This is a genomic window from Candidatus Synechococcus calcipolaris G9 (assembly GCF_029582805.1).
GTDB lineage: Bacteria > Cyanobacteriota > Cyanobacteriia > Thermosynechococcales > Thermosynechococcaceae > Synechococcus_F > Synechococcus_F calcipolaris.
The window spans coordinates 347,790-369,918 of sequence record NZ_JAKKUT010000002.1; the positions used below are offsets into that span (position 1 = coordinate 347,790).

30 protein-coding genes and 1 riboswitch are annotated in these 22,129 nt (G+C 50.9%); of the genes, 18 read left to right on the plus strand and 12 right to left on the minus strand.

Annotation, left to right across the window (positions count from 1 at the left end; genetic code table 11):
- The first annotated feature begins 21 nt into the window (after positions 1 to 21).
- The 3 genes from L3556_RS04355 to L3556_RS04365 all read left to right on the plus strand — a co-directional run bounded on the left by L3556_RS04355 (position 22) and on the right by L3556_RS04365 (position 1,973).
- Positions 22 to 990, plus strand: coding sequence for a beta-ketoacyl-ACP synthase III (locus tag L3556_RS04355; RefSeq protein ID WP_277867596.1), 969 nt, complete (start codon positions 22 to 24; stop codon positions 988 to 990).
- Between the two features lie 98 nt (positions 991 to 1,088).
- Positions 1,089 to 1,145: riboswitch (Glutamine riboswitch) on the plus strand.
- Between the two features lie 42 nt (positions 1,146 to 1,187).
- Positions 1,188 to 1,310 carry a DUF4278 domain-containing protein gene (locus L3556_RS04360; protein WP_277866088.1) on the plus strand — a complete coding sequence of 41 codons (123 nt, stop codon included), beginning with the start codon at positions 1,188 to 1,190 and terminating at the stop codon, positions 1,308 to 1,310.
- 192 nt (positions 1,311 to 1,502) lie between these two features.
- A complete protein-coding gene (locus L3556_RS04365; protein ID WP_277866089.1) occupies positions 1,503 to 1,973 on the plus strand; it encodes a DUF29 domain-containing protein in 471 nt (156 codons plus the stop codon).
- Here the strand turns inward: L3556_RS04365 and L3556_RS04370 are convergent.
- Entirely contained in the window at positions 1,947 to 2,588 is a 642-nt protein-coding gene (locus L3556_RS04370) for a beta-carboxysome protein CcmP (RefSeq protein WP_277866090.1), read from the minus strand. The two genes, L3556_RS04365 and L3556_RS04370, sit on opposite strands and share 27 nt — an antisense overlap.
- Positions 2,589 to 2,717: 129 nt before the next feature.
- On the opposite strand from L3556_RS04370, the gene L3556_RS04375 reads away from it, so the two are divergent.
- The 6 genes from L3556_RS04375 (at position 2,718) to L3556_RS04400 (ending at position 7,300) form a co-directional block, all read left to right on the plus strand.
- Positions 2,718 to 3,260 (plus strand): hypothetical protein, encoded by a 543-nt coding sequence (locus L3556_RS04375; RefSeq protein ID WP_277866091.1) that lies wholly within the window; start codon positions 2,718 to 2,720, stop codon positions 3,258 to 3,260.
- 13 nt (positions 3,261 to 3,273) lie between these two features.
- Complete coding sequence (locus L3556_RS04380; protein WP_277866092.1) at positions 3,274 to 4,437, plus strand: aminotransferase class V-fold PLP-dependent enzyme; 1,164 nt, start codon at positions 3,274 to 3,276, stop codon at positions 4,435 to 4,437.
- Between the two features lie 129 nt (positions 4,438 to 4,566).
- Positions 4,567 to 4,812: a ferredoxin-thioredoxin reductase variable chain gene (locus L3556_RS04385; RefSeq protein ID WP_422110749.1), complete on the plus strand. Its 246-nt coding sequence runs from the start codon at positions 4,567 to 4,569 to the stop codon at positions 4,810 to 4,812.
- Positions 4,813 to 5,105: 293 nt separating this feature from the next.
- Entirely contained in the window at positions 5,106 to 5,375 is a 270-nt protein-coding gene (gene pipX / locus L3556_RS04390) for a transcriptional coactivator PipX (protein WP_277866093.1), read from the plus strand.
- 47 nt (positions 5,376 to 5,422) lie between these two features.
- Positions 5,423 to 6,154 (plus strand): RNA methyltransferase, encoded by a 732-nt coding sequence (locus tag L3556_RS04395; protein ID WP_277866094.1) that lies wholly within the window; start codon positions 5,423 to 5,425, stop codon positions 6,152 to 6,154.
- A 30-nt stretch (positions 6,155 to 6,184) separates the two neighbouring features.
- Positions 6,185 to 7,300 (plus strand): serine hydrolase, encoded by a 1,116-nt coding sequence (locus L3556_RS04400; RefSeq protein WP_277866095.1) that lies wholly within the window; start codon positions 6,185 to 6,187, stop codon positions 7,298 to 7,300.
- Positions 7,301 to 7,354: 54 nt separating this feature from the next.
- Here the strand turns inward: L3556_RS04400 and L3556_RS04405 are convergent, their stop codons facing one another.
- Entirely contained in the window at positions 7,355 to 8,200 is an 846-nt protein-coding gene (locus L3556_RS04405; RefSeq protein ID WP_277866096.1) for a GNAT family N-acetyltransferase, read from the minus strand.
- Between the two features lie 177 nt (positions 8,201 to 8,377).
- On the opposite strand from L3556_RS04405, the gene L3556_RS04410 reads away from it, so the two are divergent.
- Together L3556_RS04410 and L3556_RS04415 are read left to right on the plus strand one after the other, a co-directional pair.
- Positions 8,378 to 9,481 carry a GNAT family N-acetyltransferase gene (locus L3556_RS04410; protein WP_277866097.1) on the plus strand — a complete coding sequence of 368 codons (1,104 nt, stop codon included), beginning with the start codon at positions 8,378 to 8,380 and terminating at the stop codon, positions 9,479 to 9,481.
- On the plus strand, positions 9,478 to 10,317 hold the full coding sequence (locus L3556_RS04415) for a DUF1838 domain-containing protein (protein WP_277866098.1): 840 nt from the start codon (positions 9,478 to 9,480) through the stop codon (positions 10,315 to 10,317). Before L3556_RS04410 ends, L3556_RS04415 begins: the two co-directional genes overlap by 4 nt.
- A gap of 7 nt (positions 10,318 to 10,324) precedes the next feature.
- Here L3556_RS04415 and L3556_RS04420 read toward each other — a convergent pair whose 3' ends face one another.
- From L3556_RS04420 to L3556_RS04450, 7 genes are all read right to left on the minus strand, one after another.
- Complete coding sequence (locus tag L3556_RS04420; RefSeq protein ID WP_277866099.1) at positions 10,325 to 11,167, minus strand: metal ABC transporter solute-binding protein, Zn/Mn family; 843 nt, start codon at positions 11,165 to 11,167, stop codon at positions 10,325 to 10,327.
- A 212-nt stretch (positions 11,168 to 11,379) separates the two neighbouring features.
- On the minus strand, positions 11,380 to 11,622 hold the full coding sequence (locus tag L3556_RS04425) for an aminotransferase class V-fold PLP-dependent enzyme (RefSeq protein WP_277866100.1): 243 nt from the start codon (positions 11,620 to 11,622) through the stop codon (positions 11,380 to 11,382).
- Between the two features lie 28 nt (positions 11,623 to 11,650).
- Complete coding sequence (locus L3556_RS04430; RefSeq protein ID WP_277866101.1) at positions 11,651 to 12,223, minus strand: Uma2 family endonuclease; 573 nt, start codon at positions 12,221 to 12,223, stop codon at positions 11,651 to 11,653.
- 64 nt (positions 12,224 to 12,287) lie between these two features.
- Positions 12,288 to 12,449, minus strand: a complete 162-nt coding sequence (locus L3556_RS04435) for a hypothetical protein (protein ID WP_277866102.1) — start codon at positions 12,447 to 12,449, stop codon at positions 12,288 to 12,290.
- Between the two features lie 137 nt (positions 12,450 to 12,586).
- On the minus strand, positions 12,587 to 12,928 hold the full coding sequence (locus tag L3556_RS04440) for a rhodanese-like domain-containing protein (protein WP_277866103.1): 342 nt from the start codon (positions 12,926 to 12,928) through the stop codon (positions 12,587 to 12,589).
- Complete coding sequence (locus tag L3556_RS04445) at positions 12,921 to 13,451, minus strand: anti-sigma factor family protein (protein WP_277866104.1); 531 nt, start codon at positions 13,449 to 13,451, stop codon at positions 12,921 to 12,923. The genes L3556_RS04440 and L3556_RS04445 overlap by 8 nt, the downstream gene beginning before the upstream one ends.
- Before the next feature lie 101 nt (positions 13,452 to 13,552).
- Positions 13,553 to 14,212, minus strand: a complete 660-nt coding sequence (locus L3556_RS04450; protein ID WP_277866105.1) for a sigma-70 family RNA polymerase sigma factor — start codon at positions 14,210 to 14,212, stop codon at positions 13,553 to 13,555.
- Positions 14,213 to 14,473: 261 nt separating this feature from the next.
- Between L3556_RS04450 and hisS the strand changes: the two genes are divergently transcribed.
- Genes hisS through csaB form a run of 3 tightly spaced genes read left to right on the plus strand, consistent with a single transcriptional unit; the run spans position 14,474 to position 17,730 of the window.
- Positions 14,474 to 15,781, plus strand: coding sequence for a histidine--tRNA ligase (gene hisS, locus L3556_RS04455; RefSeq protein ID WP_277866106.1), 1,308 nt, complete (start codon positions 14,474 to 14,476; stop codon positions 15,779 to 15,781).
- Positions 15,782 to 15,817: 36 nt separating this feature from the next.
- The gene (locus L3556_RS04460) at positions 15,818 to 16,618 is read left to right on the plus strand and encodes a sirohydrochlorin chelatase (protein ID WP_277866107.1); all 801 of its coding nucleotides are present in this window, start codon (positions 15,818 to 15,820) and stop codon (positions 16,616 to 16,618) included.
- Entirely contained in the window at positions 16,615 to 17,730 is a 1,116-nt protein-coding gene (gene csaB / locus L3556_RS04465) for a polysaccharide pyruvyl transferase CsaB (RefSeq protein ID WP_277866108.1), read from the plus strand. The genes L3556_RS04460 and csaB overlap by 4 nt, the downstream gene beginning before the upstream one ends.
- A gap of 71 nt (positions 17,731 to 17,801) precedes the next feature.
- Here csaB and L3556_RS04470 read toward each other — a convergent pair whose 3' ends face one another.
- Entirely contained in the window at positions 17,802 to 17,927 is a 126-nt protein-coding gene (locus L3556_RS04470; RefSeq protein ID WP_277866109.1) for a photosystem II protein Y, read from the minus strand.
- A gap of 470 nt (positions 17,928 to 18,397) precedes the next feature.
- Here L3556_RS04470 and L3556_RS04475 point away from each other — a divergent pair, with 470 nt between their 5' ends.
- Positions 18,398 to 18,865 (plus strand): hypothetical protein, encoded by a 468-nt coding sequence (locus tag L3556_RS04475; protein WP_277866110.1) that lies wholly within the window; start codon positions 18,398 to 18,400, stop codon positions 18,863 to 18,865.
- Positions 18,866 to 18,873: 8 nt separating this feature from the next.
- On the opposite strand, the gene dxr is transcribed toward L3556_RS04475, so the two are convergent.
- On the minus strand, positions 18,874 to 20,067 hold the full coding sequence (gene dxr, locus L3556_RS04480; protein ID WP_277866111.1) for a 1-deoxy-D-xylulose-5-phosphate reductoisomerase: 1,194 nt from the start codon (positions 20,065 to 20,067) through the stop codon (positions 18,874 to 18,876).
- Between the two features lie 115 nt (positions 20,068 to 20,182).
- Here dxr and L3556_RS04485 point away from each other — a divergent pair, with 115 nt between their 5' ends.
- Entirely contained in the window at positions 20,183 to 20,629 is a 447-nt protein-coding gene (locus L3556_RS04485; RefSeq protein ID WP_277866112.1) for a DUF29 domain-containing protein, read from the plus strand.
- A 5-nt stretch (positions 20,630 to 20,634) separates the two neighbouring features.
- Here L3556_RS04485 and nrdR read toward each other — a convergent pair whose 3' ends face one another.
- Positions 20,635 to 21,183: a transcriptional regulator NrdR gene (nrdR, locus tag L3556_RS04490; RefSeq protein WP_277866113.1), complete on the minus strand. Its 549-nt coding sequence runs from the start codon at positions 21,181 to 21,183 to the stop codon at positions 20,635 to 20,637.
- 71 nt (positions 21,184 to 21,254) lie between these two features.
- On the opposite strand from nrdR, the gene L3556_RS04495 reads away from it, so the two are divergent.
- Together L3556_RS04495 and L3556_RS04500 are read left to right on the plus strand one after the other, a co-directional pair.
- Positions 21,255 to 21,635 (plus strand): HesB/IscA family protein, encoded by a 381-nt coding sequence (locus L3556_RS04495; RefSeq protein ID WP_277866114.1) that lies wholly within the window; start codon positions 21,255 to 21,257, stop codon positions 21,633 to 21,635.
- Between the two features lie 5 nt (positions 21,636 to 21,640).
- Positions 21,641 to 22,057, plus strand: a complete 417-nt coding sequence (locus L3556_RS04500) for a tetratricopeptide repeat protein (RefSeq protein ID WP_277866115.1) — start codon at positions 21,641 to 21,643, stop codon at positions 22,055 to 22,057.
- The last annotated feature ends 72 nt before the right edge of the window (positions 22,058 to 22,129 follow it).

Genomic DNA, 22,129 nt, shown 5'->3' on the forward strand with positions numbered 1-22,129 from the left:
CAGTCGGGCCAGGGTCTTAAAATGATTGGGGTGGGGGGCGCAACACCCTTACCTGTCCTAGATAACCATGCCCTCAGTGCCCTAGTCGATACCTCCGATGACTGGATTCGCTCCCGAACGGGCATTACCCAGCGTCACCTAGCCAGTTCCGATGTGTCCCTCGTGGATTTAGCCAGTGAAGCGGCTCAGGCGGCTTTGGTTCATGCAGGCGTTGCAACCGAGTCCGTGGATTTAATCCTTCTGGCCACTTCTACTCCCGATGATTTATTCGGAACAGCCAGTTTAGTCCAAGCTCGCCTAGGGGCCCACAATGCGGTGGCTTTTGATTTGACCGCCGCCTGTTCCGGTTTTATTTTTGGCTTAGTAACGGCCGCCCAGTATCTTCGGGCCGGAACCTACCGAACCGTCGTTTTGATTGGGGCTGATATTCTCTCCCGCTGGGTAGACTGGAGCGATCGCCGCACCTGTATTTTATTTGGTGACGGAGCAGGAGCCGTGGTGTTACAGGCCGATGCCACCGATCAGTTACTTGGCTTTGAACTCCGCAGTGATGGCCGGCTCAATCATTATCTAACCCTTGGATACGAGCCAGACCCCCAAACCCTAGTGGAGTCAGTGACCATTGGTCAAGGCAAATTTAAGCCTATTTTCATGAATGGTCGGGAAGTTTACCGTTTTGCCGTCACCCAAGTCCCCGAAGTCATTGAGAAAGCCCTATTCCGGGCTGGACTTACCACCGATGATATTGACTGGCTCCTCCTCCACCAGGCCAATCAACGCATACTGGATGCAGTTGCCGATCGCCTGGGTATTCCCAGGGAAAAAGTGATTAGTAATGTGAGCGACTACGGCAATACGTCCGCCGCCTCAATTCCCCTCGCCCTTTCAGAGGTCGTAGCCAATGGACAGATCAAACCGGGGGATGTGGTTGCCGCGGCCGGCTTTGGGGCCGGTTTGACCTGGGGAGCGGCAATTTTCCGTTGGCACTGATCCACGGAGCAAAATAACCGTACCTGTCAGCAGAATCACCTCATCGGGTGATGTTGAATATAGCTGCTATCCCCCATACTAAGGACATAGACAAATGAATCGTTCATCTTCTCTCAACGGAAGACGGAAGTAGGGAAACCCCGAAGGAACGCGCCCTCAGTTGCATATCAAATCTACCTAATTGAGAGGCGAAGAACATGAAACTTACCTACCGCGGCCAAGACTACGAAGCAAATCAAGTCCATGTCGATACAGTGGAAACCGATACCACCGCTAAATATCGCGGTCAATCCTACAAGGTTCGGGATTTAGTTCACTAGAACCCTTCCTTATAAGTCATCTTTTGGGTGTCATCTCCTAACTTTCTTGGTTTCAAGCTCAGATTTCAAACATCAGTATCGGACGTAAATTCAAGAGTAGGGTCAGCAATGTTTGATCCTACTTTTTTATTTATTTTCCGGTGCGATACTATAGGAAATAACAAATTTGAATTGTAACCCAGACCAGCCTCTATGTCCCTCTTACCAACTGACACCACCCATAATCTCTATGAATGTGATTTAGTGCTGTGGTATCAAGAAACAGTCACAAGGCTACAACAACGTGATTTTAGTCATTTAGATGTTGAACATTTAATTGAGGAAATTGAAAGTTTGGCGAATCGGGAACGGCGAGAGTTAAGAAGTCGTCTGTTTGTCCTGCTCTGTCATTACCTGAAGCGTCTTTACATTCCTTCTGTCCCGGATTATCGAGGTTGGGAGATTACCATTCGGGAACAACAGCGACAACTCCGACCAATGCTAAAAGACTCGCCCAGCTTAAAAAATTATGCCTCTGAAAATTTTAATGAAATTTGGGATGATGCCCTTGCAGAAGTAAAAGCAAACTACCCTGGGGTGGAGTTGCCTCTGGACTGGACATTTAGCCAAACCATTGAAGATTTAATTTCCCTAAAGCTATTCTCGTCGTCCTTGTTCCAGTAGGTTTCGTCCTGGTAATCGTTCCATGGCCGCGAGTACGGCCCGTTGAGCGGCAAGAATATCTTGTTCGGCGCCCCCTAAAAAAAGTCGGCCAAAGCTACCCACCGATGAAATTTGTAGAATATTGATCAGTGCAGCCTTCTCGGCTTCGTTAGCAGCTAGGGACGCATAGGCAGCAGGTTCCACTTCAAAGACATAGAGGGTTTGTCCCGACAGGATCATATTCCCCCGCCGCGATCGGTTAATCAACTGGGTGTGGTTGGGATCAATGTTGCGAATGATTTGGCTGGAAATCACCCGCGGCCGTAGCGAATCCTGGGAACGGGCATTGAGAGCCTGTAGCACCGCTGTTCCGGCAGCTTGGACTTCTCCCTGATTCCCAGAATGCACTTCTAGTAAGCCATAGAGTCGCTCAATAAATAGGACTCCTGGCCGCACAACCGCTGCTTTCAGGGCAATATCTAAGAGACGATTTACATCAATACCAGGGGAAATTTCAATCCAGAGGGAACAATCCCCAGGTAAGGGCAAAAACCCTTGGGCTACGGTTCCCAAATAGGCAGCGTGTTGAGGTTGAAGTGAATCAATATAGACATAGCTACGGAGATCGATGCCCAAAGTAGAGTCCTAAGCGAAGGCCAATGAGAAATAAACAAGCAGATTGATTGCGTCCTTAGTATATCCTGGAGAGTGTTATGGGCAAAGCGAGAGGAGCCTATGCTGGAACTATTAGAACTAGCTCGATTCATGACAACATCTCCTGTGGGAGAGCCACCGCCATCGCCCCCGCTCCATCAATGGCTGAGTCAGGCACTTTTTTCAGGACAAACCTCTGCCTACAGTGATGCCGCCCAAGGATTTAAGGTAGATATTCCCATTGAATTTAACCAGACAATGCAGGGGATTAATACCCACTGGCATGGCCCGATGACCGATGGAATTGCCACCACGATTACGGTGAATGCTGCCCCCTTACCTGGGGTTCCGGCGGATGTGGTTTACAACGCCAATCTTAATGCCAAGAAAAATGACCCGGCCTATACAGAAATTGTGCCCATGCGGGTGAAGTTTGGGAATTCAACGGCACCAGCCCTGCGATTTAAGGAAGTTAATACGGATCGGGCGACGGGAACCCAAAAAGCGGACGAAGAAATTCACCGCTGGCATTTGCTAGTTTTTGGTAACGAAAAACTGTACACTTGGGGGTTTACGGGTTCCTTTAAGGCCTTTGAAGATAATATTTTGCCGCCAGTATTTGAGCAAGCCATTAACTCCGTCAATCTAATGTAGCCTCGTTATATTCATGGCTTTTGCAACATCTGATATTTTGGCCTGCCGGCAGGTCTACCCCGCCCTCAGGGGAAAAACCTACCTAAATTATGGTGGCCAGGGGCCCCTATGTGAGATGGCATGGCAAGTGCTTCAGGAGGGCTACGACCATATCCAAACCCAGGGTCCCTTTGCCTCGCGGGTTTTTCCTTGGATTTCGTGCCAACTCCAGACCCTACGCCAGTCCCTGGCACTTCTTTTAGGGACGACGCCGGCAACGATCGCCCTGACGGATTCAGTGACAATGGGCTGCAATATTGCCATGTGGGGTCTGAATTGGCAACCAGGGGATCATTTACTCATTAGTAACTGTGAGCATCCTGGAGTTTTGGCGATCGCGGCCCAATTGGAACATCGCCTCGGCATTACCGTCGATATTGTGCCCCTGTGGCCCTACGTGGAGAATGTGGCATCCCACCTAGAGGGCTATCTTCATCCCCGCACTCGTTTACTTGTAATTAGCCATTTGCTCTGGAACAGTGGCCAGATTTTGCCCCTGAAAGAGATTGTGGATCGGTGTCATCACAATGGAACCCAGGTTTTGGCGGATGGGGCCCAAAGTGTGGGGATGATTCCCCTAGATTTACCAGGGTTAGGGGTTGACTACTATGCCTTTACGGGCCATAAGTGGTGCTGCGGCCCTGGGGGATTGGGGGGGATGTATATTCATCCTGATCAGATAGATCAACTTGAACCTACCTTTGTTGGCTGGCGAGGTATTCATCAAAATCGTCAGGGATTGCCCGCCGGTTGGAAAGAGGATGCCAGTCGCTATGAAGTGGCCACCATTGCCTTTCCCCTCATTCCGGCCCTAACGGCGGCCCTAGAGGTGCATCAGGGATGGGGGGGCGTGGGCGATCGCCACCAGCGCATTTGTGAATTGAGTGACTATCTCTGGCAAAATCTGCAACAGTTGCCGGGGATCACCTGTTTGAGTCCGGTACCACCCCCTTCCGGATTGATTTCCTTTCAGTTGGCCGATGGTCGCCATGGGGAACTGGTGGAATTCTTAGAGGCTGAAAATGTGCTGGTACGGGAGATTTTGAATCCCCCAGCGGTGCGAGCCTGTGTCCATTATTTTAGTTTGCGTCAGGAGTGTGATTTATTTTTGGAACGGGTGGCAAGCTTTTTAGCTTAGAAAACTTAGAACCGATCTGAGTTGACCCTTGGGCTATAATTTCTGCTACGGGCAGGGCCAGACTTATGAGAGGATAGGGGGTAGCCCCCATGGGGGATCTATCGATGATACGAGCAGGGATGGATAGGTGTGGCTGATAAAACTGTATTGACCGTGGGTACAAGGGTACGAGTCAAATCCTCAATTATGGTCTATCATCATCCTCAGCATCGCAATCAACCCCTTGATATTAAGGGTATGGAGGGGGAAATCATTGCCGTTCTAGAAACATGGCAAGGGCGGGTTATTAGTCCTAATTTTCCCTATCAAGTTCGCTTTGCCCCGAAATTTTTGGCCCATTTACAACCAGATGAACTGGACGTTATCGAAAATTAGCCCCTAAATTCATCTTCTTGCTGCGAATTGGGAACAATTCTGTATAATTTGAACAGTTTTTCAATTACTTGCCTAGATGCTCTCATAAAAATCGTGGGGTATTACGGCTTAGGTTTTGCGATCGCTCGAATGTTCATCAATGGGGAAATAGTGAAGGATGGTGGACACCATCTCAAGTCCCTTAGATTATGAGTACCTCAGCGTTGAATTGCTCTCCTCACAGGTTAATTGTTCAATGATTCTGCTAACTAATCTGCCAGCGACGGCTGCGCTTTGTCCTGATGAAACCCCCCATGGCTACGGAAACCTATCTTAATCACCCTACATTTGGCCTATTGTTTAGTGTTTGCGCCATTGAAGAGCATCGTGATTTATTTACGACCCTCTATGCCCAGCGTTTATTTTTCCTGGTGACTACGGGGGTCAATGGAGTTGAATTTGAACCTGTGAGTCGTACCGATGCCCGGATGTTAATTGAAACGCGGATGCGATTTTTGCGGCGAATGGGCAAAATGGTGGACTACCAGAATCTGCAAGCCATGTACAAGCAGACGTTTTTTTAGTGGAGCTTTTAGGTTTTTTGCCCCTTGATGGTTGCCTAGGGTGATCCATGGCTGATTCCCGTTTGTCCGCTGTGCGGATCGTTTTGGTGGAACCCCTGGGCCCAATCAATGTGGGCGGTGTGGCCCGGGTGATGAAAAATATGGGGTTATCACACTTGGTTTTAGTTGATCCCCGTTGTGATCCCCAGGGGGAGGAGGCGCGACGGTGGGCTGTCCATGGCCAGGATATTTTAGGGCAGGGCCAGGTGGTGGCCACCTTACCCCAGGCCCTTGAAGGGTGTGAGCGGATTTTGGCCACGGTGGGGCGTGGAGTGGCCGATGTCGCATTACCCCAATATTCCCCCCGCCAGGGGTTGCCCCAATTAATCACGGGAAGGGCAACGGCGTTAATTTTTGGGCGGGAAGATCGGGGGCTAACCAATCAAGAGTTAGGCTATGCCCACGGTCTGGTGGCTATTCCGGCCCATGAGGATTACCCATCTTTGAATCTAGCCCAAGCTGTGGGCGTATGTTGCTATGAATTGCGGCAATGTCTGGGCCAATCCACCTCGACGGTAGAAGCGTCTACGGGCGTGACTTTTGAGGCCTTGGAGGGCTTTTATGACCATTTGGAAAATCTACTTTTGGCGGTGGGTTTTTTATATCCCCATACAGCCCCAAGTCGGATGGCAAAGGTGCGATCGCTCCTGGCCCGGGCCGAAATGAGTCCGGCGGAGTTAGCCCTATTACGGGGAATGGTGCATCAAATTGAATGGGCATTAAGGTCACAATCTAGTTAAAACAGCGTTAAATATGATTACAGTGATGGCATGGGTGTCCGGTATCGTTCTATGGTGCAGCAAAGTCTCCTTCCCCAAGCATACAAATCGCGTCCAAAGGCGTTACAACCAAAAAAGCGCATTGTTTTGCCCCCCTTACCTAAGGAAGAGACCACAGTTTCAGCGGTGTCAGGGCCCCGTCCCAATCTGATTCTGGTAGCCTTGAGGGTGATCATTGCCACGGTTGCCTTGGCGGCGATCGCCGGTACAGTGATTTCAGCCCTCCATCCCGAAGAGAGCCAGAACGAAGGGGAGCCAGAATCCATCCAGCCGGTCAGTTCCTTGGAGGCCCCCTTAGAGCCAGAACTGCCACCGGAACAACCCCTAGCCGATGTCCAAAATCAAGTTCAGCAACTGATCACCGCCCGCCCTACCCTAGAAGCGGGCCTGTATTTTTTTAACTTAGATAGTGGTGCTGCCGTAGACGTGAAGGGAGATCAGATCTTTCCTGCGGCCTCAACGATTAAAATTCCGGTTCTTGTGGCCTTTTTCCAGGCGATCGATAGTGGCCAAATTGACCTGAATGAAGCCTTAGTGATGCGTCCAGATTTGATTGCCCCAGAAGCGGGAACCATGCAGTATCAAAAACCGGGCACAAAATTCCCAGCCCTAGAAGTTGCAGATTTGATGATTACGATTAGTGATAACACCGCCACCAATATGCTGATCGATCGCTTGGGGGGTGCGGATGTTCTCAATCAAAAATTTATAGAGTGGGGTTTAACGGATACAGCCATTCATAACCTACTGCCGGATATGAAGGGAACCAATACCACTAGCCCAAAAGACCTGGCCACCCTCATGCTCAAGATTTCCCAGGGAGATTTAGTAACTCCCCGTAGCCGCGATCGCCTGTTGGATATTATGCGCCGCACCGTAACCAACACCCTTCTACCCCAAGGCATTGGCGAGGGAGCAACGATTGCCCATAAAACAGGGGATATTGGCATCGTGGTCGGGGATGCGGGAATGGTGGATATGGCCAATGGTCAACGCTATGTTGCGGCGATGATGGTGAAGCGGCCCTACAACGATCCCCAGGGAAGTGAACTGATTCGACAGGTATCCCGGCTCACCTATCAGGCCTTTGAAAAAGGCTCTCAGTAAAGTCTCCGTAGAAGCCGATAGTTTTATCTCAACTATTTTTGTCTAGTTTAAGTTTTATCCTAGTTCAAAGGTGGTGATCCCATAGATGTGAGATAGGGGTAAATCGGGAATTGCTCCTTTATACATACGGGCCGTTGCAAAGATAGGTGTCATAGAATAGTTCTTCCCTAATTCAATGCCCATGGGGTTAAGGGTGGGAATATCTAAAAAGATGGTTGAGCCGGCGGGAATTCGGGACATTAGGGCCAAGAAGATGGCCTCGGCAATATCGGGGCGATCGCAAAAGAGGGGGCCAATACGGTAGCCAGAATGGGAAGGGCGAATCACTCCATAGCCTAGCAGTTGATGATTGTCCTGGTAGCCGAGGGCATGATGTCCCCTTTGGGTGAGCCAGCATTGTAAAAAAACGTGGCGATCGCCAGGGAAAAATCGTTGATCATATATCAAGATGTCTTTTAAGGGATATTGGGCTAAATCGATAATATTTTCATGAATAGATGGCACAGGGCGGCTCACCCCCTGATACCGCATATTGTTATGGGCTAGGACAAAGCCAGATTTTTGATAGTTTGACTGCTGAGCCACCACACCATCTAGGCCAATAGAGCGATCTCCCAGATATTCAAGGGCCGCATTCCAAATTTTCAGACCATAGCCCTGGCCGCGATAGCCGGGTTTGACGATATAAAAACCAATAAAACCAAAGGCATCCCCATAGGTTACGGCGGAAATGGTGGCAATGGGTTCATTGTTGAACAAACCGATGAAAAATCCCTGGGGATCCATGGCATAAAAACAATCCCCATCCTGTCGCCCCGGTTCCCAGCCTTCCTCCCTAGCCCAATCCACCACCAGGTCTAGCTGTTGGCGGCTCATTGTTTCGATGCGATAGGAACCCATGATGCCCATCCTCCATAATTTTTAGTTGATGATTTTCAATGATCGGCAACCCCTTACCCATCCCCTCTACCCTAAATTTTCGCCCATCTTCTGTCCGACCCCAGCATTCCCCCTTAATATGGGAATATGTCGTTCCACCTGCCTATGTTCTCCGATCTTCCCCAAACTCCTGATCCTATGATTCGCTCAATTGCCTACCGAGATATTGAAGCAGTGGAGCGTTTATTTGCTGACCATAGCTGTCATGTGGCCACTGGAACGGGCGATCGCCCATTGGGGAACCTCCATCAGTGGTATGCCCCTCTGCAACTTCTCAATATTTTGCCCGGCCCCTCGCCATTGCGGGTGTACGTGGCGGAAAAGGCCGATCGCCTCTTGGGGGCTATTCAAGTTGCGCCCTTCAATGATAGTCGTAGTACCTGGCAAGTCGAACAGTTAGGGGTCATGGGGGAAGAGGGAGAGGTGGGAACCCAACTCCTGCGCCACTGTTTTAGTCATATTCTAGAAGCCCGCACCTGGGTCTTAGAAGTCAATATTCAAAACCGCTTTGCCCTGAGCCTCTATCGTCAAAATGGCTTCCAACCCCTAGCCCAGTTGACCTACTGGGCCCTATCGGCGGCCCAACTTGCTACCCTGGCGGAGCATGAACCGAAGTTACCTAATTTACTTTCGGTGACAAATGCCGATGCGGCTCTGTTGTGTCAGTTAGATACGGCAGCGATGCCAGCCCTAGTTCGCCAAGTCTTCGATCGCCACAATCGCGATTTCAAAACTGGCTTTTTTGATTGGTTCCGCCAAGGACTTCAGCAATGGGGCAGTCAAACCCATCTGTTACGGGCCTACGTTTTTGAGCCTCAACGGAAGGCAGCCATTGGTTACTATGCCCTGCGCTACTGTCAAGATGGCTCCCACCCCCACTGGGCAGAATTAACGGTACATCCGGCCTATACCTGGCTGTATCCTGAGCTATTGGCCCAATTAGCGGGATTGGTGCGATCGCTACCAGCTAATGGACTCCATTTAGCCTCCACGGATTATCAACCGGAACGGGAAGCCTACCTGGAAGAAATCGGCGCGGAGCGCATGGGCCATAGCTTGATGATGTCTCGGTCAGTTTGGCATAAAGTCCGAGAAGTGCGATCGCCCCTGCCGGAAGGCCTCACCCTTTCAGAAGTCCTACAGGGCTTTCAACCCAGCCATCGCCCCCAACCCGGCCGCATCGGCCACCCCCCACCCCATCGCTTTGACTCCCATCATCAGCAATCCCAGAAACCGGAATGACTTCAGAGGCAGCATTACCTCTAGGAGAATCCCGGCAGGAAATGTTACCGGCCCGAGATTGGGTACGGGTACGGGCAGATCTAAGCAGCAAAACCACCTACATTGTCTGGCAGGGAGCCATTTATAGCTTTGAACCGGGTCAACCCCGCCAGCACCTTTTTAATATTGTTGGCATGAGTGCGGCACGCTGCCTAGCCCAAGCAGAAGACACCTGGGATTTTATGTCGCGGGAGCTTACCTTTTATCTGGATCCAGCCACCAACGCCATTTTGCACCAATGGCTGAATCCCTGGTTAGGAGAATCAGTGCCCGTTGTCCATGTGGCCAATGATCCCGTCCAAGGATGCTTCCGCCGTCCCCTACCGGCCCAAGTGAGTTCAACTACCACCACCTTCCGTTTTGACCTGTTTCCGTCCTATGCGAATCCCTTGGCAGATGATCCTCGCTTTGCCGACTATAGCCCTCAACCCCTCTACCAAGCCGTTGAACTCTTTAAGCTGGCGATCGCCACCGCAGATTTAGAGGATCCAACCCCCTCGGCGATCGCCCAAGTCTCCCTAGCCTGGAGCCGCATTGGCCCTTGGCTCCCCTGGATGAAAATGGGGGCGCGGCCCGGTCAACTCATCTATAGTGCTACGGGTCAAAAAGTCTTAAAGATTAACGATTTACCCCAACTTCTCCAAGAGCAAATTCGCGATCGCCTGCCCCAGTATCAAGAAGCACCCAGCCAATTAAATGACGGCGAAGACATGACCTCTTGGCTTTATTTTCGTCAGCATTTTGAAGCCTATCTCCGGGGGGATATTTTTCCCATTGGCGAGACTCAATCCTCCTAGGAAAATTTCAAAAGGGAGTGCAGTTTCCCCCTAAGCCCTCGGCAATGACACAGGTATTTTGAATTAACATGCCTTGATAGCTACCGGCCGGGGTTCTTGCTGGGCCAATGCCATCGGCAATTAAGACCTGATCGGAAACCTTTACCCCCGCTTCCTTGGCAACATTTTGGAGAACCCGATCATTGGTCGTTAACTCTGTAAAGACCGTGGGTACACCCGTATCTCGAATAGCCTGAATCAGGGTGCGAACTTGGGCCGCCGTTGGTTCCTGTTCCGTGGAAAACCCTAAGAGAGTTCCTTCAATGGTTAAGCCATAGGCCTGGGCATAGTAGCCAAAGGCATCATGGGTGGTAACTAATCGCCGCTGTTCATCGGGGATGGTGGCAATTTGGGCCGGCATCCAGGTGTGTATCTGGTTTAACTCTTGGATCAATGCCTCTGCATTAGCCTGGTACTGGGGCGCATTCTCTGGATCCTGTTGGGACAGGGTTGCTTGGATTAACCCCACCATTTCAATGCCATGGGCGGCATTATGCCAAATATGGGGATCGGGATTGCCGACCTCATCAACCAAAAAATCAGTGACTGCCTGCTCGTGAATCGGAATTTTAGGTGCGGCGGATTGGGTTGCAGCCACCATCTGAATAATGGAGGGTTCAAAGTCCATGCCACCATAAAAGATAACATCAGCCCGTTCTAGGGCACGGCGATCAGCAGGAGTTGCATCATAAGTATGGGGGTCGCGATCGTAGTTGATTAAACAGGTGAGATGGATCGCCGTTGCGGCAATTTGTTCCACCATGCTACACAAAACGCTGTAAGAGGCCACCACATTAAGCTTGCCGTCCATGGAATCCATTCTCGGAGATGGGGCATTGCAGCCAATCAGGAGAGAGCATAACCCCAGTAGACCCAGCCCCTTAAGCTTGGATAGAACCATTGACCTTACCTAAAAATATGCCCATGGGCAGAACAATGAAAAGATAATGAATTAAAAATGAAAGAAATATGAAATATTTATATATGATCGTACCATGACCCGGCGATCGCCCCTAGGGGGACTCATCCTTGGATGGCGAGGTTGAGGCTTTCGGTGGCACCGGAGGTGAAAATTACATTGCGGGGAGAGGCACCCACTAGGTCAGCAACCTGGCAAGCCGCTTGTTTGACGGCAACTTCAGCGCGATCGCCTACCTCATGATCAATACTGCTGGCGTTGCCAAAGTCATCGGTCATGGTACGAAGAATTTTCTGAGCAACTCTAGGATCAACTGGGGTGGTAGCGTGGTAGTCAAGACAGATCATGAGTTAGTATCGGAGGCAAAACTTGTAGCTAAGTCAGCAGATTCGTATTCTCGTATAGAGTTGCAACCATGCCCGAAAACCCTATGCTCTTAAGCTCAAGGATGTCTCTATCGCGAACAATTTGAGGCATCCAAAGATTATTCGACTTGCGCTCAAACCGTTCTACTAACAGTTGCTTTTGGTGAACAAGAACGTATTCTTGTAGTTCTGGAATTGTTTTATAGTCCGCAAACTTATCCCCCCGGTCAAAGGCTTCTGTGGACTCTGATAATACCTCCACAATCAGCTTAGGATGAAGAATGAAATCTTCCTCAGAGTTGCGATCATGTTCATCGCAGGTAACGGCAATATCTGAATAGTAGAAAATACCCAGATCAGGCAACCGTACTTTCATATCAGTGGCATAGGGCAAACAGCCCGTACCCCGAAGATGGTTTACTAATAGAGCCGAGAAATTGCCCACAATAATAACGTGAGCCTTGCTGGCCCCAGCCATCGCCACTAGTTGTCCCTGGTAATATTCATGCTTAATTGGACTAATCCGCTCAATTTCCAGGTATTCTTCAGGGGTGAAATTAGTATGGCGTTGAACTAGGGGCATGGCTGTGCGCTCCTATTCAGGAAATACTTAAGGGTATGAGAGCTTGGCGGCGGTGACCCAACCGTCATATTAAGTCTAGGGCGGTTTGGGCCATTTGCTGAAGTGTGGCGCGATCGCCCTCGGTAAGCTGCCGCCATAGCACTGAATTAAACCTCAGTCGGCTAAGTTTTTTACTTCGCCGTAAAAATTTACGTCGCTTAAGTTTTTCAAAGGGCATGGCCAGCATGATGCGCTCGATGTCGTTGAGTTCGGCAATATAAGGGCACCTCGATTAATTCAAAATTTTGGGAGATCGCAAACGAGATTTCAATGGTTTCAGCCTCTATTTTTTGCAGATCAAGCAATTTTTCGAAGTGCCCTTGATTAATATCGGGGCATCGTTTCATCCACATGGCAGGCATAGGCTTCAATGCCACCGACAATATTTTTGACATCGGTAAAGCCTTGATGAAGGAGCCATTGGCCAAACTGGGCCGATCGCACCCCATGGTGGCAGAGGACAAGGGTTTCTTTGTGGGGATCCAGTAAGGTAGCTAGTTGTCCCGACCAATCGGAAAATTGACTGAGGGGTAGGGCTAAAAAACCAGGAATATGGGCGATCGCTAACTCTTCGGGTTCACGAACATCAATGAGTTGCAGTTTGTCATCCCCATTTCCTAAGCGTTCAGCCAGTTCAATGACTGAGATGGCTCCTAAGCTACTCATTCTCGGTTGAGTGTTCTACTGAAGTGACAGAGTCGTCCACTAGAATCACATCAGGAATTTCAATGGGGGGACGATCCAGACTCAGCATTAAACCTAGCCCCTGGAGATTTTCCGGCAAGGTTGGCTCTATGGCGTTGGGATTCGGCTCCAAGCTGGCGGACGTGGTGACAGCCAATTGGGGCATGGGTGCATTTCCCGGCAAGACATTGGTAATGACGCCCACCGCAGCGGCAGCAATGGCCGCACCTAGCCCCCCCCAAACTAAAAGTAAACGAGGACGGCGTTGCTGGGCTTTGCAAATAACTTGACTGGCCAGGCGATCCGCTGAAAGACTAGGGGCGATCGCAGGCATATCCTGGAACCCAGACTGAAGAGTGAGTAAGCGTCGGTAGAGGCGTTGGCTTTCCGAGTCCGTGGCTAGCCAGGTTTCCACCTGTTGCCGTTCGACCGGAGTTACTTCCCCATCTAGGTAGGCGCTCAAGAGTTCAAATCGATCCCGTTTTAGAACATCTAAATCATCCATAATTGTTGTTTCTCCTCAGGTTTTCAGGGTAGATCATTTTTGGGCATCTGTCGAAGGTTGGGATGAAAACCTTGACTGGATAGGGGTTAGGGCCGCTCCACCTAGAAGCCATCGAGATGGGGCTGAAGTTCACTTTGAAGTCGTTGCCGGGCCCGGGCGATGCGCGACTTCACGGTGCCCAGGGAGACCCCGGTAATTTGGGCAATGTCTTCGTAGGTTAGTCCCTCAATTTCCCGGAGGACGATCGTGGTACGAAAGGTTTCCGGCAAGGCGGCGATCGCCTGACGCAGTTGCTCATAGAATTCACCGGTGGTTAGGGCATCGTCGGGGCCAGGGTCTGGGGCAGCAATTTCCCAGTTGAGTTCCCCGTCCATGGTCTGTAGGGGGGCATCCAGGGAAAGGGGAGTCTGATGCCGTTTCCGTTTGCGTAGTTCATCGTAAAACAGGTTGGTGGCAATGCGACTCAACCAGCCGCGAAACTTACTCGGATCCTGAAGCTTTTTAATATTGCGATAAACCCGAATCCACACTTCTTGGACTAAATCTGCCCGATCATCCCAGTCTGGAGCCAAATGGTACATGACCCGTTCAATGTGGGATTGATGCCGACGGAGTAGCTCGGTAAAGGCAGCGCGATCGGGGGTTGCTCCGCTCTGACAGCGTAAAACCAACTCATGGGGAGTAAGTTTAGTTAGCGGCACAGTCACCCTGAAATAGGTCTCCTCAACACTGGGCCAAGAAATAGGGATCGTGGATGTCATGGGCAAAAGTGACCTTAGAACATTCCCTAGTCTTGACGCGAACATGGTACAAATGTTCCGCTGCAACTCGGCTGCTTTGAAACAGGGCTGCTTTGCAACGTAACTTATCTTATGCCTTTATGCTTCGATCTCCCTAACGACCACCGCCCAGCACAATCTTGCCCAGTATGATCTTGGAGGTATTCTTGTGGACGTTAGGTTTTTTCGAGACACTGGTAAAGAGCATATCGTCAACCGCACCTAAGGACACAAGAGAATTTTATGACTGGTCTTCAGGCTCCTCGGGGCACTCGTGATATTCTACCGGAAGAGCAAATGTATTGGCAGACCCTAGAAACCCAGGCCTGTCAGATATTGGAACGGGCGGCCTATCGGCAGATCTGTACCCCCATTTTTGAGCAGACCGCCCTCTTTGAACGGGGGATTGGTGAAGCCACGGATATTGTCGGTAAGGAAATGTATACCTTTAGCGATCGCGGTCAGCGGTCGTTAACGCTGCGTCCAGAAGGTACGGCGGGGGTTGTGCGCGCCTACATTGAGCATGGCTTACATCAGCAGGGGGGGGTTCAGCGACTCTGGTATACGGGCCCGATGTTTCGTTATGAGCGGCCCCAGTCCGGTCGCTATCGTCAGTTTCACCAGTTGGGGGTGGAGGTTTTGGGTAGTGGGGATGCCCGGGCCGATGTGGAGGTGATTGCCCTGGCCTTTGATATTCTCAAAGGTCTGGGGTTAGCTGACCTAACCTTAATGCTCAATTCCGTGGGCGATCGCAGCGATCGCAGTGACTACCGCCAAGCCCTCATTGACTATTTAACGCCCTACCGCCAAGACCTGGATAAGGATTCCCAGGAACGCCTCGATCGCAACCCCCTGCGAATTTTAGATAGCAAAGATGCCCGCACCCAAGAGATTGCCCAGGCTGCCCCCAAGCTCTTAGACTTTCTCAGCCCTGACTCCCAGGAACATTTTCAACGGGTAAAAACCTATCTGGATCAATTGGGCATTGCCTACACCATTAATCCCTGCCTTGTCCGGGGTTTAGACTATTACACCCATACCGCCTTTGAGTTTCAGAGTCGCAGTTTAGGGGCAGAGGCAACGGTGTGTGGTGGCGGTCGCTATGATCATCTTGTCACTGAATTAGGGGGGCCGGAAACCCCAGCCATTGGTTGGGCCATGGGCCTAGAGCGATTAATTCTTTTGCTGCAACAACAGTCGTCTTCCCCAACCACTAACCTAGATTTTTATCTGGTCTCCCGCGGTGAAACAGCGGAACAACAGGGATTAATCTTGGCCCAACATTTACGCCATCGTGGTTTTCGGGTAGAAATGGATCTCAGCGGCAGTGCCTTTGGTAAGCAACTTAAGCGGGCCGATCGCAGTGGTGCCCCCGGCTGCCTGATTATTGGCGAGAGTGAAGCGGCGGCGGCAACGGTACAACTTAAATGGCTGGCCCAGGGCCAACAGACGGTGGTGTCCCAAGGGGAGCTGCTGACATTGGATCTCCGCTCCCACCTTGACCAGGCGCGGGAATTCGCCACCGAACAATCAACCTCTGATGCGCCCTAATCCTATGCTCTTGCCATCCCATGACTGTGTAATTCTATGACTGTGGCTATTTTTTTGGTTGCCCACGGCAGCTATGACCCCCGCCCTGCCATTGCCCTCAGGAAATTCTACCAAGGACTGGGCGATCGCCTGGCCCCATGGGCCGATTTAGCGGATCCTAGCCATCTGGGTGTAGGCATTTTAGACTGCGCCCCCATTCCCCTAGGGGAGCAACTTTGCCAATTTATCCAGGGGCTAGAAACCCAGGTTGAGCGGGTAGGGGTGGTGCCCCTATTTTTATTACCGGGGATCCATGTGATGGAGGATATTCCCAGGGCGATCGCCCGGGCCCAGAAGAGTTGTTCCATTCCCCTAGAACTCCTGCCTTTTTTGGGGTCTTGGCCCCCCTTTCGCCACCTGATTCAGGCCCATTTAAGCCCATCCGCAAACTGGATACTCATTGCCCATGGAAGTCGCCGCCCCCAAGCCCAGGAATGGCTGCAAACCCTGGCCCAAACCTGTGGTGCCAAGCTGGCGGTGTGGTCCCAGGAGCACTCCCTAGAAGGGGCAATTCAAGGGATTCTAGCTGAAGAGAAGGGGCATCCACCCTGTTCCATTTCGATCTTTCCCTATTTTCTCTTTGCCGGTAAGACCGTTGAAGCCATTGGCCAGCGGGTTCAGGAACTGCAAGGGCAGTATCCCCAGGTACGGCTCCATATCCATCCCAGTGTAGAGGTTACAGCAGAATTACTCGATTGTGTTGCCCACCATATTACCCATGGGATTGAGGCATTGGATTTCCCTACGACAGCCGGGGAACAAGGGTTGAGTTTCTCTGGCGTGGATAGAACGCCATGAGCCTATCTCCCCCAGAGTCATCTTCTCCAATCAGGGTGCTGTTGTGCGGCTACTACGGCTATGGGAATGGCGGCGATGAGGCTTTGTTGGCCACCCTTTTGCAAATGCTCCCGGCATCGGTTACGCCGATTGTGCTGACCAGTGATCCCACGACTACCGCAGCCCTCCATGGGGTGGACACCTGCGATCGCCGCGATTGGCGAAAACTTCTCAAACTTTTAGGGCAGTGTGATGGTTTTATTTGGGGTGGGGGCAGTCTCATTCAAGATGTCACCAGTTGGCGTAGTCCCCTCTATTACCTAGGCTTAATGGCCTTGGCCCAGGGTTCTGGAGCAATAACATTGGCCTGGGGGCAAGGTATTGGCCCGCTGAGATCGCCCCTCAATCAAATGCTAACGAAACACTTATTAAAAAACTGTCGTGCAGTGACGGTCAGAGATGACACCTCTGGCGCACTTTTAACCCGTTGGCGCATTCCCTACACCCAGGGAGCCGATCCCGTATGGGCCCTCGATGGAGTTCCTGTTTCCCTAGACAATCTGCCCTCGCCCCGGATCGCCCTATCCCTGCGGAGTCATCGAACCCTTACCCCAGAACGTCTAGGGGTGTTGTGCCAGGCCCTCGATCAGTTTCAGCAAATAACCCAGGCGTTTATCCTACTGTTGCCTTTTCAAAAGTCCCAGGATTTGGCCATTGCCGAGGAAATTCATGCCTTCCTGGGCGATCGCGCCACAACCAAGGATGCCCTCCCCAGTCAAAGGAGTCAAATTTTAATCCTCGAAAATCCCAGGGACCTGAAGGGGGTATTTGCAACCATTGACTTTGCGATCGCCATGCGCCTCCATGCCCTAATTATGGCGGCGGCGGAAGGTTGTCCCTGCTTTGCCCTCAGCTACGATCCCAAGGTCACAAGCTTAATGACGGAACTGAATTTACCCGGTCTAGAAATGACTGAGTTACCCATGGAGCCAACCCACCTGGCCCACCACTGGACAAGGGCCTATTCCCAAGGGGCGATCGCCCCCAATCAACGCCAAACCCTAAGAACATCTGCTCTGAATCATCAACGAATACTGGAAACGATTACCACGAAAAAGAGAGCAATATCCTAATTAGGGACATTCGGACAAGCTCTCAAAATATTTAGTAATGGAGTAATGTTTAATCGTAGATTTAAGGTTTCTTATTTTTTGGTGAGAGGGTCAAATACCCCATCAAACTGTTTCAAAGCAAGGGGAAGGATATTCCGAACCGCCCAGCCTGCGGCTAATAACACCGGCAGGAGCACAAGTAAAACCCGCCAATCCATAGGTCATGTTCTCCTAAAAGCGTGTCAAAAATTAAAAAAGTCTTAATAAATATCTTACAACAATTTACAATGATTGATCCAAATAGTGATCCAAATTGATCCAAAAGCAGGATGTTGATCACCCTATTCCTACCAATTTTTATAAATTTTTATAGCTGTCGCCTGTTTCCTTAGGATATTGCAGATCAGGGGGTGTGTTGGCTCTCGCCCCCAGTCAGGGGTTCCACCCCTGCACCCCGTCCTAAACTAAGCAACGATAGCTATACGAGTGGACCGGTTAGGACAGTTGGTATCGTTGAAAAACCTGCACAGGGCCCCCACGGCGTTTTACTGCCGCAGCCTAGAATAAAACTAGCGATTGCCCCCTAGTAGGGATCAGGAGTGATCTATCTTGAGTCTCTCAGATGGGATTCAGATAACCCTACCCTGCAAGACCGATCAATTTTGGACACCTTCAGGAGAACGAACCTATGCGTGTGAGGCTTGGCCCATTGGCCTGTGCAGTAACCCTTGGCTGGCTTATGTTGATGCCCGCAGCATCCGCCCAACGCCGCCGAAACCTTGATAATGACCCCCTAGATATTCCCACTATCCCGGAAGCCTTTACCCGCATTGATGGTGAACGGGGCTTTTATCGTGACCAGTCCATTTTAGGAGATTCCATCTTTCTCTTTGGTTTACCCTCCTTTAAGGATAACGACTTAGCGAAAGTGGGTCGTCAGGTTAACATCCTTTATCAGGATATGATGCAGCAGCAGGGCGGCTCCGAGGTTTTGCGTACCCGTGATCTGGATACTCCTTTCTGTACGTCCCTCTATGGCAATACTCCGCCTTGTAATTTTGTGGTAGACAACCCCATTCCACCGCCGGCTCCCACCTATTACTTCCCGGAACCGGTACCGTTCACACCAGCCCCCCCTGTACCAGCCCTCTACTAAGCCATCCCCTAGGGAGCGATCGCCACGACTGTTGCCGAACCCGCTTGGCTGGAATGTATCACGGCTTGGCGGGCCCAGCGATCGGCGGACAGAATATCCTCGAGGGTTGGCTCCGATGGATTATCTAAACGGTAGCGATCGCAGGTGGTTTCAATGAGGCGAGGAATATCGAGGAAGTCAATTTTCTCTTCTAAAAATAGGGCCACGGCCTGTTCATTGGCTGCATTTAGAACCGCTGGCATGGCTCCCCCGGCCCGGCCCGCTGCATATGCCAAACCCATACAGGGATATTTTTGGTGATCAGGGGCGCGGAAGGTCAAATCCCCGGACTTGACTAAATCTAGGCGGGGCCAATCTGTGGTGATCCGTTCTGGCCAGGAGAGGGCATAGAGCAGGGGTAATCGCATATCCGGCCATCCCAACTGGGCCAGAACCGAGGTGTCCTGTAGCTCAATGAGTGAATGGATAATACTTTGGGGATGGATGACAATATCAATGTGGTCATAGCCCACACCAAATAGATAGTGGGCCTCAATCACTTCCAGGCCCTTATTCATCAGGGTGGCAGAATCAACGGTAATTTTGGGCCCCATGGACCAGTTCGGGTGCTTGAGGGCATCGGCGACCGTCACCTGGGCAAGTTTTTCTACGGGCCAGTCTCGAAATGCGCCACCGGAGGCCGTCAGGATGATTTTTTTCAGTCCCCCCACGGGAACCCCCTGCAAGCATTGAAAAATAGCAGAATGTTCCGAATCTGCGGGTAATAGTTTCACGCCATGTTTTTCGATCAGGGGTAAAACCACTGGGCCGCCAGCAATGAGGGTTTCTTTATTGGCGAGGGCAATATCTTTGCCAGCTTTAATGGCCGTTAGGGTGGGCAGCAAACCGGCACAGCCGACAATTCCGGTGACAACGGCTTCCGCATCTCCGTAGGCAGCAACCTCATTTAAGCCACTGGGGCCAGCAACCAGAATCGGGGCTGGGTCGAGATCGGCGATCGCTGTTTTCAGGTCTGGTAATTGGTCAGGGTCGCTAATACTGGCAATTGCTGGACGGAACTGACGAATTTGGGGAATCAATCGCTCTAAATTGCGGCCCGCCGCTAGACCAACAATGCGAAAGCGATCGGGGTGATGCTCAACAATATCAAGGGTCTGGGTGCCAATGGAGCCTGTTGAGCCAAGGAGAGTCAGTGCCTTCACAATTTTTTAAGCTTTCCCTGTGAGAATTACCACCTCCATATCTACAACAGCCGGGGACAGAAGGCAAACATTTCCCCATGCTAGTCTGGAAGCAGATCTAACTCAATCGTTGACTATGACAGTCTTGCCCCTCTCCCCATCCCTCTACGATCGCGACTATGCCCTATGGATTGAGGATACCCTGACCCATCTACGGAATCGGGATGGAACGTCCTTGGATTGGCAGAACTTAGTCGAGGAAATGGATGCCTTGGGCAAGTCTCAAAAGCGGGAAATTGAAAGTCGGCTCCGGGTTTTGTTAACCCATCTATTAAAGCGGTGTTATGTCCCTAGCCCTGAAGATTATCGTGGCTGGCAAAACACGATTGCAGAGCAACGCAGCGAACTAGAACTCCTGCTGAAACAATCCCCCAGCTTGAAGGCCTATTTTCTCAATGTCCTCCCCCCCGCCTATGCCTATGCCGACCAGAGGGTTCGGGCTGATTATCCCCATATTCCCTTCCCCCAGGTTTGTCCCTTTGAATTAGATATGGAGATCATTGGCGATCGCCGGTTTTGGTAAGCATTCTATTGAGGGGCCGTAGCCCTAGCCAAATAGTGATCTTCGGGATTGTCTTGATCCTGTTTGAGCGGTTGTTTGACCTCTTGTTTGATATTTTGCTTAATATCTTGTTTGAGAAAATCCAATTCTTCAACAAAATCACTAATGCCCTGAAACTGGCGATAGACCGATGCAAAACGAACGTAGGCCACTTCACTTAGTTGTCGCAGACGGGTTAAGGCCGCTTCACCAATTTCCGCACTGGCCACCTCCCGCAGCGATCGCAATTGCAGATCCGCTTCAATTTCATCCACCAAGGTTTCGATGGCATGACTAGAAATGCCGGTTTTTTCACAGGCGGTGACAATGCCCCGCAACAGTTTGGATCGATCAAAGGATTCGCGATCGCCATTCCGCTTGATCACTGAAATGGGTACAAACTCAATTCGCTCGTAGGTGGTAAACCGGCGATCGCAGTGCAAACATTCCCGTCGTCGCCGCACACTTTGACCCGCTTCAGCGGATCGGGACTCAAGCACCCGACTATCGGTATGGTGACAAAAGGGACACTGCATCAATATTTCCCTCAGATCGAGGACTACCTATAGCCTAGGATAAAATGGAGGAATAAAGGATGGACAAACCTATGACTCAAGTAACACAGGCACAACCAACACAGTCAGGCCCACAGTCCGAAAAGGGCATTTTAATGACGGAAGCCGCCCTGCGCCATGTTTTAGAACTGCGGGAAAAACAGGGGAGCGATCTCTGTCTGCGGGTCGGTGTCCGTGGGGGCGGTTGCTCAGGCATGTCCTACACCATGGACTTTGAAGACCCCAAGAATATTCGCCCCGAGGATCAGGTCTTTGACTACGATGGCTTTCAGGTGGTGTCTGATCCCAAGAGTATGCTCTATATCTACGGCCTGGTTTTAGACTATAGTAATGCCCTCATTGGTGGCGGTTTTCAATTTACTAATCCCAATGCGGCCCAAACCTGTGGCTGTGGCACGTCTTTTTCTACATAAAACCTATGACCGAGATCGAAGATCAATTTCAAGCGGCGATCGAGCAGTACAAGGGCGGTGCTCCCGTCCCAGAACTGATTCCGACGTTCAAGGATATTTGTCAGCGGGCCCAAAAGAGTAGCTCCGCCTGGACGTGCTTGGCCTGGCTATATCTCTTGGATGAAAAACCCCACCAGGCCTATAAAGCGGCCCAACGGGCGGTAAAGCTAAATCCAGAGGATCCCCAAGCCCGGATTAATTTAGCCATGGCGATGCTGGAAACGGGGAAAAAAGGGGTGCGTCCCCACATTGAATTGGCCCAAACCATTGTCAATGCCGTCCCGGAGTTACGCCAGGAAGTGACGGACAATTTTGCCGATGGCCTCAGTCGCAAACCAGAGTGGGATAGTTTACAGCGGTTGCAGATGCTTGTCTTGGGCTAAATGAAACCCATTACTTGGAGCAGTCATTTTAAATTGCTTCACGAGCAATCTTCACTGAAAATCATGTAACTT